Below are 17497 nucleotides of genomic sequence, written 5' to 3'. Positions count from 1 at the left end.
CAGTCGGTAGAGCTTTTGGGAATTGTATTGAAAATCTATGTTTGGTGTTTCGATACATATATACACATTTGCCCAGATAGCTCAGTCGGTAGAGCAGAGGATTGAAAATCCTCGTGTCGGTGGTTCGATTCCGCCTCTGGGCACCATTTTGAAAAAGACCTCGCAACTGCGAGGTTTTTTTATGCCAATTTTTCAAATGCACTTCTTAATTTCCTTTTAGACCTTTTATTCAAAAGGTTAGCTGTAGTGTTACGTTTCTGTGTTGTTGTCTCAGTTATTGATCCAAAGCATTGTTTTCAAATTTATGAAAATTATCTGACAATTTGCCCTTGAGGTTTTAGCAAATGGCCTCAATACTGTTAGTGAGGTAAACAAGAAAAGGAAACATGTATGAAGATAAATCTTTCGGGCCACCATGTGGATGTTACAGATGCAGTAAGAGCTCACGTTCAAGAAAAGTTTGCCAAAACAGCTATTCATTTTCCGTCTTTGTTATCGCTGGATATTATTGTCAGCAAAGAAAATAAGAAATTTTACACGGAAATTACCACAAAATATTCTGGTGTTCGTATCGGGGTCAAAGGGGAGGGAGAAGTTATGTACCCGTCGATTGCGAATGCGGCGAAAAAGCTAGAAGCCTCACTAAAACATAGAAAGGGGCAGTTAAAAGCAAATTTACATGATAAGCCGGTGAGTACAACACCGGAGATCGCACACGAAATAATTCAAGAAATGGAATTACGCTAGGCAATCAAGCCTAAGCGTTACATAAGCTAAGGGCCTTAACAGGCCCTTTTTTTATGCTAGACTGAGCAACTATTTTGTTGCTAATAAAGTTGTATACATGCCGAATTATCAAGCCGTTTTAGACGCCACTTTTGAACATATTCAACCGCTATTGAATAAAGGTAAAGTTGCGAATTATATTCCCGCGCTTGCAGAGCAACGGCTTGGCCAGTTTGCTATGGCCATTCATGTCAATGGTGATCAAACTTATACGGTGGGTGATTGTACCGCTCGCTTTACCGTGCAATCGGTTTCTAAAGTGATGACGCTCACGATGGCATTGCAGCGATATGAAGATGAAATATGGCAACGGGTAGGGAAGGAACCATCAGGTACTGCTTTTAACTCTTTGACTCAGTTAGAGTTTGAAAACGGTATTCCTCGAAATCCATTTATTAATGCTGGCGCAATTGTTACTTGTGATGCGCTATTTTCGCGTTTAGGTGCGCCCATTCATACCATGCTCGAGCAATATCGCCGTCAATCGGGCAATAATAAAGTTGTGGTAAATAAGCGGGTGGCACAGTCGGAATTTGAGCACCGCTATCGCAATGCAGCGATGGCCTATTTAATGAAATCGTTTGGCAATTTCAACAATGTGGTGGAAGAGGTATTGTGGTCTTACTTTAATTATTGCGCAATTGAGGTTAATTGTGCTGAACTTGCTCGCACCTTCTCTTACCTTTCCAATCAAGGCTATTGTGCACAAAGCCAGCAGCAGCTTTTAAGCGCAAAACAAACTAAACAACTAAATTCATTACTATTTACCAGCGGCCTATACGATGCGGCTGGGGACTTTGCTTATCGCGTTGGAATGCCTGGTAAATCGGGCGTATCAGGTGCCATTATTGCTATTGTACCAGGCCAATTTACAGTTGCTGTATGGTCTCCTGGCCTAGATAAAATAGGTAACTCAGTGGCAGGAATTGGCGCACTTGAGTATTTATCGGAACAATTGAACACGGCAATTTTTTAGTCCAGATATGTAGCTTGATTTCTTCACATTTTACGGAAGATCGCGAAAATAAGCGTTGTTTTTTGTCGTTTTAGCTGCTTTTAAATAATTTATTGATGATTTATCTGGTTTTATTGATAATTTGTCGTAAGTGTAATGCTATGTAATTGACTTTATTTAAATAATTGGGTTAAATTGCCGCCTGCTCATGGTTCCTTTTTTTGCAACTAATTCATAAGGTTAAGTAACCCTCTTTATTGGTGTCAAACCACCAAATTTTTTATTACTTACTAATAGCCCCTAATAAAGTTGCCAAAAATGCACCTACGTACTTTGTAATTTAAATTGTTTTAGCTGTCTTTAAATCACAGTGCGGGTGTTTTGCTATGGGTACGTATTCTCATATGGTATCAACACTTTTACTGAGTTAAGGAAGCTGGTGTGACAAAAAGCAATGAATCTATCCAAACTTGGGGCTCTAAACAACAGCAATTAAGTTCGGTTGATCCAAGCTTAGAGCGTCTTTTTAACCAATCTTTACGTTCACAACTTAATCGACAACTTAAAGGCGAAGCCTTTGCTAGTTCACAAGTGCTGATCGAGCATTGCTGTGCCGTTGTAGATTGCTTACTTGCTAAGACTCAAACGCATGAGCAGCTTGTTGAATGTTTTTCTGATTTTTCAGCGTCTTTATTAGAACTTTATCAAAGCCTTGAGTTGACGGAACAAGAAGCTACACATTCTTTTGTAAACGCTACGGGCTTAGTGATGGCGGTTAAAGATGCGGTATCAACCGTGAATGATATTTACCGTGTAAAAGCGTTTATTCGTGGCCTTGATAACGTGTTGGCTGACGCTGAGCAGAGAATATCTGAGCCATTACACCTCGTTTACCCAGCTTGTGGGCCATTTGCACCCCTCGTGTTGCCGTTGCTGTGCTACGTCAAAAAACATAACCGTTATCAACGACCATTAAAAGTAACGCTGATTGATATTCAACCTGGTGCGCAAAAGGTGCTTGACCGTGTGGTTGGGAGTTTGGGGTTAGAGCACGGTGTCGAGGTGCTGTGCATGGATGTCATGGACTATCAGCCTTCCCAACCTATAGATATTTTAGTGATTGAAGCAATGCAACATGGTTTGAGCAAAGAAGGGCACTTGAGTTTTATGCGTCACCTTGCGCAGTTTTTAGCACCGGATGTTTATTTGCTACCAAAGGAAATTGTGGTTGAGGCGATGCTTGCAGTGCCGCAGCGCGAATTTGTTGACCAATGGCAAGCACAAGAACGCAGTCATTCCAGCTTTATCAATGAGCAGATCAAAGCTGAGCGACTCTCACTTGGCCCAATTTTTACGCTTAATTTAGAGACTTTGAAGCAAATGACAACGATGCCACTTGGTAATGGTTTTGATTTGATTGAGGCAGGTCAAGTGACTATTCCACACAATGTGGATGATATGTCAAAACGCATTTTGTTACTCAGTGCTAACTTGCATGTTGATGAACAAGAGCAGGTTGCTCAATACGATTCAGGGATCACCCATCCTTTAGCAGATATGTCGGTATGTATTGATTTTAAACCAAAAGCTTCAGAGCCAGATGATTTGCTGGTAAAAGGCGGCGACAAGCTTAAATTTTACTACAAGCTATGCGGTATGCCGGGCTTTTTACCGACGATTGCATAAGGCAGTAGCATGAAAAAAATTATTTTAATCACTTGCTCAACGTCGGCTATCCCAGCTATTGAATGTTTAGTGCAAATGCAGGCGCTTGCTGGGGTGTTGATCACCCATTGTGCTGAGTCTCAGGCTCAGCAATTGGCGGCGGTTGCGCAGCACTTTTCGCTACCAAGTGCTTTTCAAGCAACATTAGATGCTGACTTTATTAACTCTGCGGAACACGCATGGCAGGGGGAAAATTTTGTCAGCTTTCACTTACCTTTTGCACTTTTGCAAGACCTTAAAGTTGAACAAGATATTATACAGGTACAGTTTGGTGAACATAGTAACGCCATAATTGAACATGCTTTGTTTGATGCCATTAAAGAGCAAGCTGATAGCTGTGCTTTGATTGTTGCCTCAAGCAAGCATATGCAACGATTAAGTGAGTACCAAGTGGCCGTGGAAGAAAATGACACTGCGGGTACTTTACATAAAAAACTGATGGCGCAGTTGCCTATGACATTGCAAACGCTTGCTACACAGTTTAACGCTTTAGTCCAAGCCAAACATAGCTCGCCATTTACACCTCACACACCGCCTCAATTAGACGAGTCTCATTTATTGGCTAATTTACAAACTGACAGCGCGCAGCACATTGCCTGCCTCACACGAGCTGCAAACCCTTATTTTGGTGGTGCTCGATTACGCATTGGGCAAGTGGTGTGTCAGTTATTGCAAGTAAGCGTAAGTACCCAACCAACCTTTGGCGTTAAAGCTGGCACAATTTTAACGTTGTCAAAGGCAGATGGATTGGTGATTGCGTTGAATAACCAGCAAGCCTTAAAGCTGGATATAGTGAGTTGCAACGAAGGTATTTTTGATGGCTATCGCTTTGCGATGCAGGCCAAACTGCAAGCAGGCATGATTTTAAAATAATAAATAAGGAAGAAAAATATGAGCGCTGATCCATTAATTGGTGATATTGAAATGGTGGCATACAACTACGTACCACGTGGTTATTTTGCTTGTGCAGGAGGGCTTGTCACTATCGCTACCAACTCCACTTTGTACTCTTTGTTGGGCACAATGTATGGCGGTGATGGTCGCGCAACCTTTGCTTTACCGGATTTTCGCGGTCGTAGTGCCGTAGGTGATGGTCGTGGGCTAGGTATAGAGTCATCAGTAGAACTAGTACTAGGTAACCGTTTTGGCAATTCGTACAATCACTTATCCGTTGCTCAGTTGCCGTCACATACGCATACAGCCACAGCAGAAGCGGAAGCGGAAACTGCAGTGGCAGGTTTTGCAGGTACCTTAACTGTAAACGCGAAAGACGGACTGGGTGATACCGACAATGCCAAAGGGGCTTACTGGGCTACAGGTGAGCTTGTAAATGGCCGAGCAACAACACCAGTCAGCAAGGCGTACTCGACTACTTCTGATGTGCAAATGGCAACGGATGCTGTCAAAATATCAGGGAGTTTTCATGACGCACAAACCGCTGTGCAGGTGAAAGTTGATGTGGATAGTACAGGTGGATCAGCGCCAATACTAAATTACCAACCTAGCACGGTTATTAAGTTTGTCATTGCCAATGCGGGCACTTACCCACCGCGGAGTTAACGGTTTTTGGCGCTTTAATCAAAGTGCCTTCTTTATTTTTGAGGAGTTATTCATGTATAGCGACCGAATTAAGGTTGGCTTTCTTAACACTACCATGAGTGAGTGCATTCAGTGCAAGGGAGATTATCAATGAGCATTGTTCGAATGCTAAATACGCTAGCAGTGTTGCTTATCACATCAACGTCTTTTGTAATTAGTGCAAATACAGAACAAACAATTAGCTTTGCTGACATTGGAGGTGTCGATTCTGGCGGCACAGGGTATAAAACAGTAACTAATCATAACGGCTATTTGGTATCAAATAATTTAACAGATTACGGTCCTGAAATAGGTCCTATTTATGATGCTTCACCAGGTACATTTACATTCAAAGCAGATGGCAACACTGTAACTCACTTTGATTTAAAGAATATTATTGTCTTCGCGTATGGTAGTTCTCAGGTTGATCTATCACCAAATACCAAACTTGTGTTAAGAGATGCTAAAGGGGGAGAAATCTCATCATATAAGCTAGCAAACGTGACGCGTCTTTCGAACTCACCATCGGCTGGTTTGGCTGATATATTCGGTTCTTTTTCTCCTGCGAGTGCAGTATCTACAATCGAGTTTACAATTGATGATGACAATGATTATGGCACTCTTAAGAATGTCTCGTTCCGCAGTTTGGTTGTTGAGAATGTCAATGCACAGAGCGACACCACGCCTCCTGCCGTATCGTCGATTAACCTCTTAGGTACCCCCAGCGCAGGCAGCACGTCACTCACTTATACACTGGTATTTGATGAATCAGCTGCCAATGTCTCAACAGATGACTTTACGCTAACAACCGTTTCAGGTAATGCCACAGGCACAGTGGCAAGTGTTTCTGCTGATTCAGGCACATCTATTAATGTTACTGTGAATAGTATTTCTGGCGTAGGTAGTGTGCGCTTAGATTTGAAGTCGAATACTAATATTACGGATAGCTTAGGTAACGGTAATAACACCAATGGGTATGTTGGCAGTTTTAATGGCGCTGTGCATACGGTAGATAGAGCGCCTAAGGTTACCTCTGTAACATCCCAGCAAGAGGGTGCATTTAAAGTCGGCGACACAATTAATATCAGCGTTAATTTTGATCAGTCTGTGCTGGTTACTGGCGCGCCAATACTGACTTTAGAAACCGGCACAACAGACCGTACGGCCGCTTTTGCAAGTGTATCAGGCAGCGAAGTGATCTTTAACTATACGGTACAATCAGGGGATGTCAGCGCTGATTTAGCCTATGTTTCAACATCTGCGTTGGCTCTAAATAGCGGCACGATTAAAGACAGTTTAGGAAATGCTGCGATATTGACTCTTGCCACGCCTGGGGCTGCAAATTCTTTGTCTGCGAATAAAGCTATCGTGATAGATGGTATTGTACCGAGTATCAATGTGTCTGGTTCATCATCTGCAAACGGTGGATTTGGTGTATCGGCGTCAGGTGACTTAACGCTGAAGTTTTCTGAAACGATGAAGCTGGGCTCTAGTGGCACCATCACTTTAGTGGATAGCAACGGAAGTGTGATTGAAACTTTTGCAGTTGATAGCACTCAGATCAGCTTATCGGGTGACACCTTAACCATTAATCCAAGTGCTGATTTGTCAGCGGGAGTGAGTTATGCGGTGCGCATGGACTCAGGCTTTTTAACTGATCAAAACGGCAATGCTTTTGCTGGCTTCAGTGATAACACCGGTTTTACCTTTACGGTTGCACCGACTGTTGAATTAAGTGTTGATAATGCCACAATCAGTGAGAAAAGTGGCGAGGCCACAGTTACTGCCGCGTTAAAAGATGCATCTGGCAATGCAGTGACTGCCACCAATGCAGTGACAGTCAGTTTAAATACTTCAGGTACAGCAACAGGTGCAGGTACTGATTACACCTTATCTGACAACATCAGTAGCGGTGTGACGATTGCTGCGGGGTCATCTACAAAAACATTCAAAGTGACAGCCGTTGACGATAGTGTGATTGATGATAACGAAACGATAGTGATCGACATCGTCTCAATAACGACAGACAACGCGGTTGAGTCTGGTATACAAACAGTGACTATTACGCTGGACGAAAACGATGCACCAGTATTAGCAAACTTAGACGGCACACCGGCGTTTACTGAAAATGGCTCAGCAGTAGTGCTAGATAGCAATGTTACGGTTTCTGATACCGAGTTAGATGCGCTAAATACCAACAGTGGTAACTATGATGGTGCGAGTATCACGATTGTGCGTGCTGGCGGTGCGAATGCCAGTGATGTATTTGCCAACACAGGTAACTTAGCTGTACTAACACAAGGTCAAGCACTTGCCTATAACAATACGACGGTAGGCACAGTGACGACAAATAGCGCAGGGTCGTTAAAGCTAACATTTAACGGTAGCGCAACCACAACTGTTGTGAATAGCGTGCTGCAAAATATTACCTATACAAACAGCTCGGAGGCACCGGGTACGGCGGCAACGCTTGTTTGGACATTCAACGATGGGATTGCCAATAGCAGCGGCACTAATCAGACGGTAGTGGCAATTACGCCAGTGAATGATGCGCCGACATTGGATGACACACAAACGCCAGTCTTTACTGCAATTATTGAAGATATTTCTGATGCCAATAACACGGGCGTTGATATTGCCACTTTGGTGGTAGACAACTCAATCGGTGACGAGGATGGCAGTACGGTTGAAGCCATTGCCGTCGTTAGTGTAGATAACACAAACGGGGTATGGCAATACAGTACGGATAATGGTACTCACTGGTTGAACTTGAGTGACACCACAGCACAAAGTGTCGATTTAACCACAACAGCGCGTTTGCTAGATGGTACATTAACCGCAGGAAATACACACAAGGTACGCTTTGTAGCCAATGCGCACTACCATGGTTCATCAAGCATCACGTTTGTTGCTTGGGATAAATCAGTAGGTACGGCGGGTAATGAAGCAGATGCAACAGTTAAGGGGGGCACGTCGGCATTTTCAACTAAGTCAGATGTGGCGGCAATTACAGTTTCATCTGTCAATGATGCCCCGCAACTTGCTACTAATGCGGCGATTACGCTTGCAGAAGGGGCAACCACAACCATTACCAGTGCATATTTAAACGAAGGAGATGTGGATGACAGCGGTGCAGGGTTAACTTACACCATTACTACAGCACCAACTAACGGTAACCTGTTTGTTGATGCGGATAATGACGATACGTTAGATACAGTTGAGCTACTTACGCAAAACGCTACTTTTACCCAGCAAGATATCGACAATGGTAATTTGATGTACACGCACAATAGCAGCGATACCACATCAGATAGCTTTGTGTTTAACCTTGCCGATGGTGGTGAAGATAATGCAGGGCCAGTTACAGCGCAGACCTTTAACTTTACCATTACCCCAGTGAATGACCCTGTGTCGGTAACCACACCACCTGCGAATGTATCGGTAACGGAAGATGCTAATTCAAACTTAGACTTGTCGGCATTGACCTTGATTGATGGTGACAGTGGCAGCATAACGGTGACCATTAGCGCAGATAAAGGTAAGTTTGCAGCGCCTGCGGATGGCAGCAGTGGCGGTGTTACAGCCATGCTTTCGCAAGATGGTAAAACCATTACGCTAGTGGGCTCTGCAACGGCAATTGATACCTACCTTAATACGGCTGCAAACATCAAGTATACGGGTGAAGAGAATAGCCAAGGTGATAACCAAGCAATCATCACTATCACAGGTAATGATGGTTCTGGCAGTGTTGAACTGGCGAAAGTGAATGTGGATATTACCGATGTGAACGACGCGCCTGTTATCAACAATCTAAACGGCGAGCAGTTTGATTACAATGCCTCAGCGCAAAACTTTGTGATTGTGAACCAAGACAGCGCGGCAACGGTGACGGATATTGATACAGATACCTTCAATGGTGGCACGTTACTGGTATCGATTATCAGCGGTGCGCAAGCGAGCGAAGATGTATTAACAATTGATGACAGCAGTGCAGCTATCTCACTCAACAATGGTCAGGTGGAATACAACCAAACCAGTGTGGCGAGCTATACTGGTGGTAGCAATGGCAATAATCTGGTGATTACCTTTAACAGCAACGCCACCAATGCCACGGTTGCTGCGATTATTAACGCGATTAGCTATGACAACAGCCAAGACTCAGCGGGCATTGCGGGTAATCGAGTGGTACGCTTTGCACTAAGTGATGGTGAAGGAGGAATATCAGCCAACGCCGATGTGACCATTAACCTAACGGTGAATACAGCGCCTACGCTTGTATTGGGTCAACTGCTTGATTATACAGAGAACGATGCTGCGACTATCATTGATAGCCAAGCGAGTGCTAACGATGTCGATGGCGATACTCACTGGCATAACGGTGCGAAGCTCGTTGTTTCAATCACTGCTAATGGCTTGGCAGAAGATACCCTCACGATCGACACAACAGGTGACTTTAGCATTGGCAATGAGCAGTTGAGTTATCAAAATACGGTTATTGGAACGCTTGAGGAAACCAGTGGCACCGCCAATGATGGTGTAGTAACAGGCAGTGACAGCTTAACGGTAAATCTAAGTGCGGGTAGCAACGCGATTGTGCAAGCACTGGTTAGAGCCCTTAGCTATGAAAACACCTCAGATAAGCCTTCTACAGAGCCAAGAAACGTGCAGATTCAACTGACGGATACCTTAGCTGGTAGCGTTTCTCAGTCAATCAGCATTGTAGTAAAGGCCGTGAACGATGCACCAACAATTACGGGCACGCCAGTTGTTACAGTTGCACAAGATGAGGCATATAGCTTTACTGCTGTTGGTCAAGATGTTGATTCAACGGTGCTGTCTTATTCACTGGTAAATAATCCTAAGTGGTTAAGTATTGATAAACGCACAGGTGAACTAAGCGGTACACCAAAAAATGCCGATGTGGGTACGAGCAAAGGTATTGTTGTGACTGTATCGGATGGCGAGTTAACAGCCAGTTTGAGCGCTTTTGATTTAGTTATTACAAATGTGAATGATGCACCAACCATTACTGGTTCGCCAAAAACGGGTGTGGATGAACGTCAGCTTTATACCTTTACACCGAAAGCCAGCGACATTGATGGTGACAAGCTCACCTATAGCATCGCTAATAAGCCTGTGTGGTTAAGTTTTAATCCTTCAACTGGTGGTTTATCTGGTACGCCAGAGCAAACTCATGTTGGTAGCGCTGAGGGCATTGTGATCACCGTGTCTGATGGTAAGTTGCAAGCAAGCTTGCCTGCATTCTCGCTGCGCGTGTTTAATGTGAATGACGCACCGACTATTTCAGGTCAACCAGCCAGTTCGGTGGTTGAGGGCGATAGTTACAGCTTCACCCCAGTTGCTACTGATATTGATAGTCAAAACTTGACCTTTAGTATTGAAAATAAACCGACTTGGGCCTCGTTTAACACACAAACGGGTGAGTTATCGGGCACACCTACCAGTGAACACATTGGCGTAACCGCGAACGTGTCAATCAGCGTGTCTGATGGTGAGCTCTCGGCTTCGTTAAAGCCATTCAACTTAACAGTGAGCGTACGTAACACTGCACCAAAAGCTAGCCCACAAACGGTGCAAGTAGATGAAGACGGTCGTATTAGCATTACCGCGACAGTGAGTGATGAGCAAAACGATAAACTCACGTTTACTTTGCAAACGCAGCCACAAAATGGCGCTTTAGTCGCGACCGATACGGGTTGGGTGTATACGCCAAACGCTAACTTTAATGGTCAAGATAGCTTTGCCTATATTGCCAACGATGGTGAACTCACTTCAGAGGCTGCAACGGTTACAGTAACCATTAACCCTGTTAATGATGCACCAACAGCGCAAGATGACAGCATTACGCTGACTAAAACTGCAAATGATAGCTATACGCTTGCGGTATTAGGTAATGATGCGGATATTGACGGTGATGTACTGCGTATTGAAGGGGTTACGGCGAGTATCGGTACTGCTACCGCTAATGATTCGACGATTAGTTATCAAGCACCGACGGGTTACATTGGGTCAGTGTCGCTGTCTTATTCTGTGACAGATGGTAAGAAAGGCCGTGCAAACGCTAAGGTTAACTTGGTAATTGAGGGTAACCGTAATACCCAAGCGCCAACGCTGACGGTACCCGCGGATCTTACCATCAATGCAACGGGCTTATTTACGAAAGTAAACTTAGGTGTTGCTTCAGCTAAAGATGCACTCGGCAACGTACTACCCGTCTCTTTGGTTGACTCTCAAACGGTATTTGCACCAGGTAAGCACAATGTATACTGGCGTACCGAAGATAGTGCAGGCCTTGAAACTATTGCACAGCAAGTGTTGAACGTAAAACCGCTTATTTCACTTAGCAAAGACCAAGTGGTTTCTGAGGGTTCTACCGTGACGGTACAAGTGCTATTGAATGGACCTTCGCCGACTTATCCATTAGAAATTGGCTACACCATCAGTGGCTCAGCATCACAAAATGACCATACAGCACAAAGTGGTACTGTTACTATTAATAGTGGAACACAAGCAAGCATCGTTTTTGATGTGACGCTTGATGAGGTTGCAGAGCAAGAGGAAACTGTCATTGTGACATTGGCCTCCGATCTGAACTTAGGTAGCAAGCAGCAAACGACAATCCGTATTCGTGAAAGTAATATTGCACCAACGTTGAGCTTAAACGTGCAACAGCAAGATGAAACACGTATGACGGTGAGCCAAGCTGATGGACTTGTAACGATCACGGCAACGGCAAAAGATGCCAACCCAGCTGATAAACTGGCACTTAGCTGGTTATCAGACTTAAGCAACCTTGGTACAGAACAAACCAGCTTTGTGTTTGACCCAACGGCTGTTTCACAGGGCGTTTACGCGATAAAAGCCACTATCACTGACAGCGGTTCGCCTGCTCTAAGTGCGACCGAAACTGTTTATGTTGAAGTTATCGAGCGCTTAGCTGGTTTAGCTGATGTCGACACCGATGGCGATTTAATTCCTGACAGTGAAGAAGGTTACAAAGATACGGATGGTGACGGTATTGCAGATTACTTAGATGCAATCGATGAATGTAACGTTGTACCTGCACAGGTCAACAATCAAACCGCATTCTTGGCTGAGGGCGATCCAGGCGTTTGCTTGCGTCGTGGCGCAGTTGCAGCACTCAGTAATACGGGTGGATTGCAATTGGAGTCTGATCAACAGCAAGGTATTGTGAGTGATACGCAGGCTAAAAATGTCGGTGGTATTTTTGATTACATTGCTTATGGTTTACCTGAGCAAGGTCAAAACTACTCTCTCGTTCTTCCTCAACAGTTGCCTATTCCTGCCAATGCCGTTTACCGCAAGTACACGCAAGCAAAAGGTTGGAGCGAGTTTGTTGAAGACGAAAACAACCAAGTGTTCAGTACAGCCGGTGAGTTTGGCTATTGTCCTCCGCCGGGTGACAAACTATGGCAACCAGGTTTAACTGAAGGGCATTGGTGTGTTCAGCTAGTAGTACAAGACGGCGGACCGAACGATGCGGACGGTGAAGCTAACGGTACTGTCGTTGACCCAAGTGGTGTGGCGGTTTATTTGACTGATAATACTGAGCCAGTGGCAAATGCAGATAGCGCCAGCCTATCTTGGAACAGCAGCGTAGAAATCGACGTGTTAGCGAATGACACGGATGCTGATAGCGATAACTTATCGTTGTCACAAGTATCCGCTCAGTTTGGTGAGGTGGTTATCACAGCACAACAAACGCTGAAGTACACGGCTGCTGAAAACTTTGTAGGTGCAGATGTCATTACTTACAGCATCACTGATGGCCAAGGTGGTACGGCACATAGCCAAGTTACCGTTGAAGTAATTGGTAACCGTGCACCCGTTGTACAAGGTGAGCAAGTGACGGCACTTCATCACAAGGTGACTACGATTGATGTCTTGGCAAATGACACAGATCCAGATGGCGATAGCTTAACTCTGAGCGCGGCAACAGCGAGTAACGGTGAAGTGACCATTATCGAAGGCAGTAAGCTCAGTTATGTTTCTAACGTAGGGTTTGCTGGTGTTGATACGGTTAACTATGTCGTGAGTGATGAGCAAGGCGGAAGTAGCAATGGTTCGGTACAAGTTCAGGTTACAGCAAACCGTTTACCTGTAGCACAATCAGATGTTGCTCAAGTTAATACAGGGGCAAGTATCAATATTGATGTTTTAGCCAATGATAGTGACGTTGACGGTGATGAACTGACGATTATTGAAGCTTCTGCATCTCAAGGTAGCGTAAGCATTCAACAAGGAACAGTGCTGCTTTACAAAGCAAAAGCAGGGTTTACAGGGACTGACACTATCAGCTATACGGTAAGTGATGGCTATGGAGAACCAGTCAAAAGCACAGTGAGTGTGACTGTGAAAGACATTGGTACACACGTTGATGGTCAAGGCGGTAAATCTTCAGGAGGTGCGCTTATGTGGTTGTACGTGCTGATGGGGATTGCAGCCTTAAGAAGGCGTTCACTGAAAAAATAAACTTCTTTCATTTTAATCTTTGATTTGAAGAGGGCTGGATATTAATCCAGCCCTCTTTTTTATGCGCAGAAAAGCTTGACGTTTAAATTTTGTAAGTGGTGAAAATGGAATCAATTTTTATTTATATAGTGGTGCCTTTATCAGGTAACAGCGGCTTGTTTTTGATTAAAAATTTAGCGCTTTATTTTTGTGTGACTAGACTTATGAGGAGACAGCAATGAATACAGACTGAATCTTGCCGTAATACGTTTTAGTCAAGGACCCTTGGAGCTAGGTAGCATAGATGGAAAAACCAAAAGTTGAAAACAGATCTGTGTTGGATTTCGCGGACCCCCATGTTGATGAATTACTTAAACACTCAATTCGAACACAATTAGAATCCTTATTAAAAGCAAAATTAACCACAGCGCAGCGACAACAGCTTTTACAAAAGAGCTTTGTTGATGCGATGGCTCTGGTATTGAGTGATAGCAAAGTAGAGCATAAGACTTTAGTAAAAGCATTCACAGCCATGTACGACAATGCAGTGCAATCTATGGCTTTGGCGCAGTTGAGTGAGGAGTTACTCACTAAGCAATATGTGTCAGCATCTGGGCTAATAATGTCACCCTACCATTGCAAGCACACTATCAAAGATATTTATCGAATTCAGGGTTATGCGCGCGGGGTTGATAAAGCGATTCAAAGCAAGTTATCTCATACCGACTCAATTACGATTCTTTATCCTGCTTGTGGCCCTTTTGCGCCATTGTTATTGCCTTTATTGAGTTACTACAAAGACAGTCAAAAATATACCAAGGAGCAGCTCCAAGTCATTTTGGTAGATGTGCATCCTGGTGCTGTTTTGGCGCTTAAGCAGTTAGTAAAAGACTTACAGTTAGATGAATTTATTTTGTGTATTGAAGAGGCTGATGCTACGACATATGTGCCCGAGCAGAGCATAGACTTACTGGTTTTAGAAGCCATGCAGCATGGTTTCACCAAAGAGGGTCAACTGAGCATCGCTAAGCATTTGGTACAGTTTTTAACGATAGAGGGCTTGATCATTCCACAAAATGTCTCAGTGAGGGGCATGATGGTTATTGGGGAAAACGAATTTAATCAACAGTGGAAGGAAGTGGAGTACAGTCATTCGCTGAATATGGATGCCAGTGCACAGCAAGACCGTGTGGAGTTAGGTGAAATATTAAGCATTAACAAATCTACTTTGCTCAATATGCAAACGCTTGAATTACAAGAAGGAATCAAGGTTATTCCCGCCAATCAGATCACCCTACCCGCTGGTGTTGAAGATATGAACAAGCGAATCTTGGCGATTTATGCGCAGATAGACACATTCGCAGAAGAAGGGGTTGGGCAGTATGACTCTGGGATAACTCACCCTCGACCTGACATGAGCTTTTACATTGATACTAAACCCCGTGATGTTGAGCACAGCCACTTTGTTGCAAATAGTGGTGACTCGGTGCAGTTTTATTATCAGCTAAGCGGCCTACCTGGCTTTGTGCCAGTAAAAGTGTAGGAGCAGAATATGCAGAAATATGCTGTTTTTACAGGTAGTTGTCAAAGTCTTACTGCGATTCAGTATTTACATCAAAGTGGCCAATTAGCTTGTGTTGTATTGGTTGATGCACAGCCAACCCCGGACTTGATGCAACTGCAACATTGGTTACAGCAAAGTGGTATTAAAACGCTTGCTTATAACCTTAGCGATGATAAAGACTTGCTCAGCCAGCTAGATAGCTTGGCGGTTAATCGAGGCTTGATTTACCTGTTCAGGCACAAAGTGCGCCCCGCATTAATCCAGTATTTTTCAGGTCACCTTGTCAATATTCATCCCAGTCCATTGCCCGATTACAGAGGGCCTTTTCCGTTGTATTGGCAGTTGAGAAATGGCGAAGATAAAACCAAATTGACGCTACATCAAGTAACAGAGTTGCTTGATTGTGGTGATATCGCCACAGATCTTGAAATAGAGATCCACCCATTCGATACCATAAGTTGTGTGCAATACAAAGTTGCACAGGCTTTGCCTGAGCTAGTAGCAAAATATTGTCAACTAGATGAAAAACAAGGAATCACTTGGCACAAGCAAGGTGACAAAAGTGACAAAACAGCCCCACAAATTGCACAGCAACAATTAATAGTTAATTGGCATAAGCAAACCAGCAAGCAAGTCGTCAATATGGCCCGAGCAGGCAATGCTGATGCAGGATGTGCACTATTTCAGTTCCGCCAAGAAATGTTTCAACTGTTGCAAGCAAGCGTTGTAGAGAGCCCTTTGATTGGCGTACAGGCGGGAACAGTTATTGAGGTCGATAGACACACCGGGTTAGTTATTAAAACCATTAATGGGGCACTGCGCTTAGATGTTATTGGTACACAGCAAGGCGTATTTGATGGTTATCGATTTGCGGTGCTATTTGGCTTAGAAGCTGGTTTTACATTGATGCCAGAAAATAATTAACAGTGGTTTATAGCGCTTTGTGGTGGGGTTTTACACCTAGCGTATTTGGGGGCAGTGTTTCCAAGGTTGATAAATAGAAGTGTGTGGGTGTTATCGGTTTTGGTTGTAACAGTGCTTAAGCATAACTTCAGATGTGAGATGACAAATGAAGATTAATATTAGTGTGACTAATCAATATGGTTATGACATCGCAGTATACCCATATAACAACGGCGCGCTGCCAACTAAAGAGGCTGGTGTAGTTGTTTCAAAATTAGAGGGCCGTGGTGAGCTAAGCGTTGACAGCGGAGAATCTGGGGTGATTGAGGTTCCAGGCATGGGGTCGCTGGTAGTGATGTTTTTAGGTAAACAAAAACTAGAAAGTTATCACGAAAGAAGTCCTGAGCAACAAGACGACTTTGATCAATGTGAGCAAATGGCATTGGTCCGTTATAAAACTACTGAGCTTTATTGGCGCTTTCCTACTTCTGATGAATCACCATCATTAGAAATAAGCATCAATGACCTAGGTACAGTTTGTTGCAATAAAACATCCGTTGGCAGTCTTCGCCAAGTTTCAATACCAGAGTTATTTATTCCACCTGTTTTTTCTGCGGATCCATTTGCAGAACAATCAGAAGAAGAATCTCAGCCTAATTGAGTTGAAGGTTAAATGCTGTGTGATAACGCAGATGTGTATGACAAGTAATGAATGAGTGGCACGAGTGTAGTGTTGAAGTCCGCAAGTCACGAAAGAACGCAAACAAAGAGGATTAGATATGGCTACAGATGCATATATTGGCACCATGGTACCATTTGGCGGAAGCTTTGCAATTGAGCGTTTAGCGCTTTGCTACGGTCAACTGCAAGCAATTAGTGAAAATACAGCGCTGTATTCGCTATTGGGTAATAACTTTGGTGGAGATGCAAGAACGACTTTTGGCTTACCTGATTTAAGAGGGCGTAGCCCAGTAGGCCATGGGCCAATGCCAGGAGGTATGGACTATAACTTAGGATTTAAACTTGGTGCAGAAAGAATAGCATTGAGCTTATCGAATCTCCCTTCTCACACTCACGCCGCGCAATTTGTGCCCTCAGGAAGTGGAGGAGTAATGGGGGTATTACAGGCTGCAGAGAACAATGCTAATACAAATGTACCTGACGGGACAACCTACCTAGCGGGTAATTCGACTACTCCGATGTATTACAAACAGCAGGGCCTCTCTCCTGCACCAACATTAACCCCTATAGCTGGGTTGACTGTTGACGGTAGTACTGAGGGCAGTGTTGTGGTGGGTGACACTGGTTCATCTCAAAGTTTCAGCATTATTAACCCGATACAAGTTGTAAATTGGCAAATAGTTTTGCAGGGCGTTTACCCTGCACGTAGTTGATTAATGGCCCTTGCGGTTAATACCGCAAGGGCCTATTTCGGAATGTTTTTGATTGTAAGTATATTTAACTAGAAAGTGTTTTAGCTGCCTGTCACTTAA

At 43.9% G+C, this 17497-nt stretch carries 10 protein-coding genes and 1 tRNA gene; all 11 read left to right on the top strand.

From position 1 onward, the window contains the following. Window positions 1–70 precede the first annotated feature (70 nt). Window positions 71–146, top strand: a tRNA-Phe gene (locus AC5FX4_RS16405). 244 nt (window positions 147–390) lie between these two features. Further along, window positions 391–747 (top strand): ribosome hibernation-promoting factor, HPF/YfiA family, encoded by a 357-nt coding sequence (gene hpf / locus AC5FX4_RS16400; protein ID WP_493607406.1) that lies wholly within the window; start codon window positions 391–393, stop codon window positions 745–747. Window positions 748–844: 97 nt separating this feature from the next. Further along, entirely contained in the window at window positions 845–1762 is a 918-nt protein-coding gene (gene glsB / locus AC5FX4_RS16395) for a glutaminase B (RefSeq protein ID WP_493607405.1), read from the top strand. A gap of 420 nt (window positions 1763–2182) precedes the next feature. After that, on the top strand, window positions 2183–3427 hold the full coding sequence (locus tag AC5FX4_RS16390; protein WP_493607404.1) for an SAM-dependent methyltransferase: 1245 nt from the start codon (window positions 2183–2185) through the stop codon (window positions 3425–3427). A 9-nt stretch (window positions 3428–3436) separates the two neighbouring features. Continuing rightward, window positions 3437–4339, top strand: a complete 903-nt coding sequence (locus tag AC5FX4_RS16385; RefSeq protein ID WP_493607403.1) for a hypothetical protein — start codon at window positions 3437–3439, stop codon at window positions 4337–4339. Between the two features lie 18 nt (window positions 4340–4357). Next, window positions 4358–5026 carry a phage tail protein gene (locus tag AC5FX4_RS16380; RefSeq protein ID WP_493607402.1) on the top strand — a complete coding sequence of 223 codons (669 nt, stop codon included), beginning with the start codon at window positions 4358–4360 and terminating at the stop codon, window positions 5024–5026. 129 nt (window positions 5027–5155) lie between these two features. Continuing rightward, window positions 5156–13558, top strand: a complete 8403-nt coding sequence (locus tag AC5FX4_RS16375; protein WP_493607401.1) for an Ig-like domain-containing protein — start codon at window positions 5156–5158, stop codon at window positions 13556–13558. A gap of 283 nt (window positions 13559–13841) precedes the next feature. Further along, window positions 13842–15080, top strand: coding sequence for an SAM-dependent methyltransferase (locus AC5FX4_RS16370; RefSeq protein ID WP_493607400.1), 1239 nt, complete (start codon window positions 13842–13844; stop codon window positions 15078–15080). A 9-nt stretch (window positions 15081–15089) separates the two neighbouring features. Beyond that, window positions 15090–16025: a formyltransferase family protein gene (locus tag AC5FX4_RS16365; protein WP_493607399.1), complete on the top strand. Its 936-nt coding sequence runs from the start codon at window positions 15090–15092 to the stop codon at window positions 16023–16025. A gap of 145 nt (window positions 16026–16170) precedes the next feature. Beyond that, entirely contained in the window at window positions 16171–16665 is a 495-nt protein-coding gene (locus AC5FX4_RS16360) for a hypothetical protein (RefSeq protein WP_493607398.1), read from the top strand. Between the two features lie 118 nt (window positions 16666–16783). Continuing rightward, complete coding sequence (locus AC5FX4_RS16355; RefSeq protein WP_493607397.1) at window positions 16784–17398, top strand: phage tail protein; 615 nt, start codon at window positions 16784–16786, stop codon at window positions 17396–17398. Window positions 17399–17497: the final 99 nt, after the last annotated feature.

This window comes from Pseudoalteromonas sp. ATL1 (assembly GCF_058933015.1).
Note: the sequence above shows the minus strand (reverse complement) of the source record. Positions and strands in the feature narration are given on the sequence as shown.

What these genes read in the sequence shown, in the direction of transcription:
- AC5FX4_RS16360 (WP_493607398.1), top strand. Translation starts at nt 16,171, where the DNA reads ATGAAGATTAATATTAGTGTGACTAATCAATATGGTTATGACATCGCA.
- AC5FX4_RS16380 (WP_493607402.1), top strand. Translation starts at nt 4,358, where the DNA reads ATGAGCGCTGATCCATTAATTGGTGATATTGAAATGGTGGCATACAAC.
- glsB (WP_493607405.1), top strand. Translation starts at nt 845, where the DNA reads ATGCCGAATTATCAAGCCGTTTTAGACGCCACTTTTGAACATATTCAA.
- AC5FX4_RS16370 (WP_493607400.1), top strand. Translation starts at nt 13,842, where the DNA reads ATGGAAAAACCAAAAGTTGAAAACAGATCTGTGTTGGATTTCGCGGAC.
- AC5FX4_RS16355 (WP_493607397.1), top strand. Translation starts at nt 16,784, where the DNA reads ATGGCTACAGATGCATATATTGGCACCATGGTACCATTTGGCGGAAGC.
- hpf (WP_493607406.1), top strand. Translation starts at nt 391, where the DNA reads ATGAAGATAAATCTTTCGGGCCACCATGTGGATGTTACAGATGCAGTA.
- AC5FX4_RS16375 (WP_493607401.1), top strand. Translation starts at nt 5,156, where the DNA reads ATGAGCATTGTTCGAATGCTAAATACGCTAGCAGTGTTGCTTATCACA.
- AC5FX4_RS16385 (WP_493607403.1), top strand. Translation starts at nt 3,437, where the DNA reads ATGAAAAAAATTATTTTAATCACTTGCTCAACGTCGGCTATCCCAGCT.
- AC5FX4_RS16365 (WP_493607399.1), top strand. Translation starts at nt 15,090, where the DNA reads ATGCAGAAATATGCTGTTTTTACAGGTAGTTGTCAAAGTCTTACTGCG.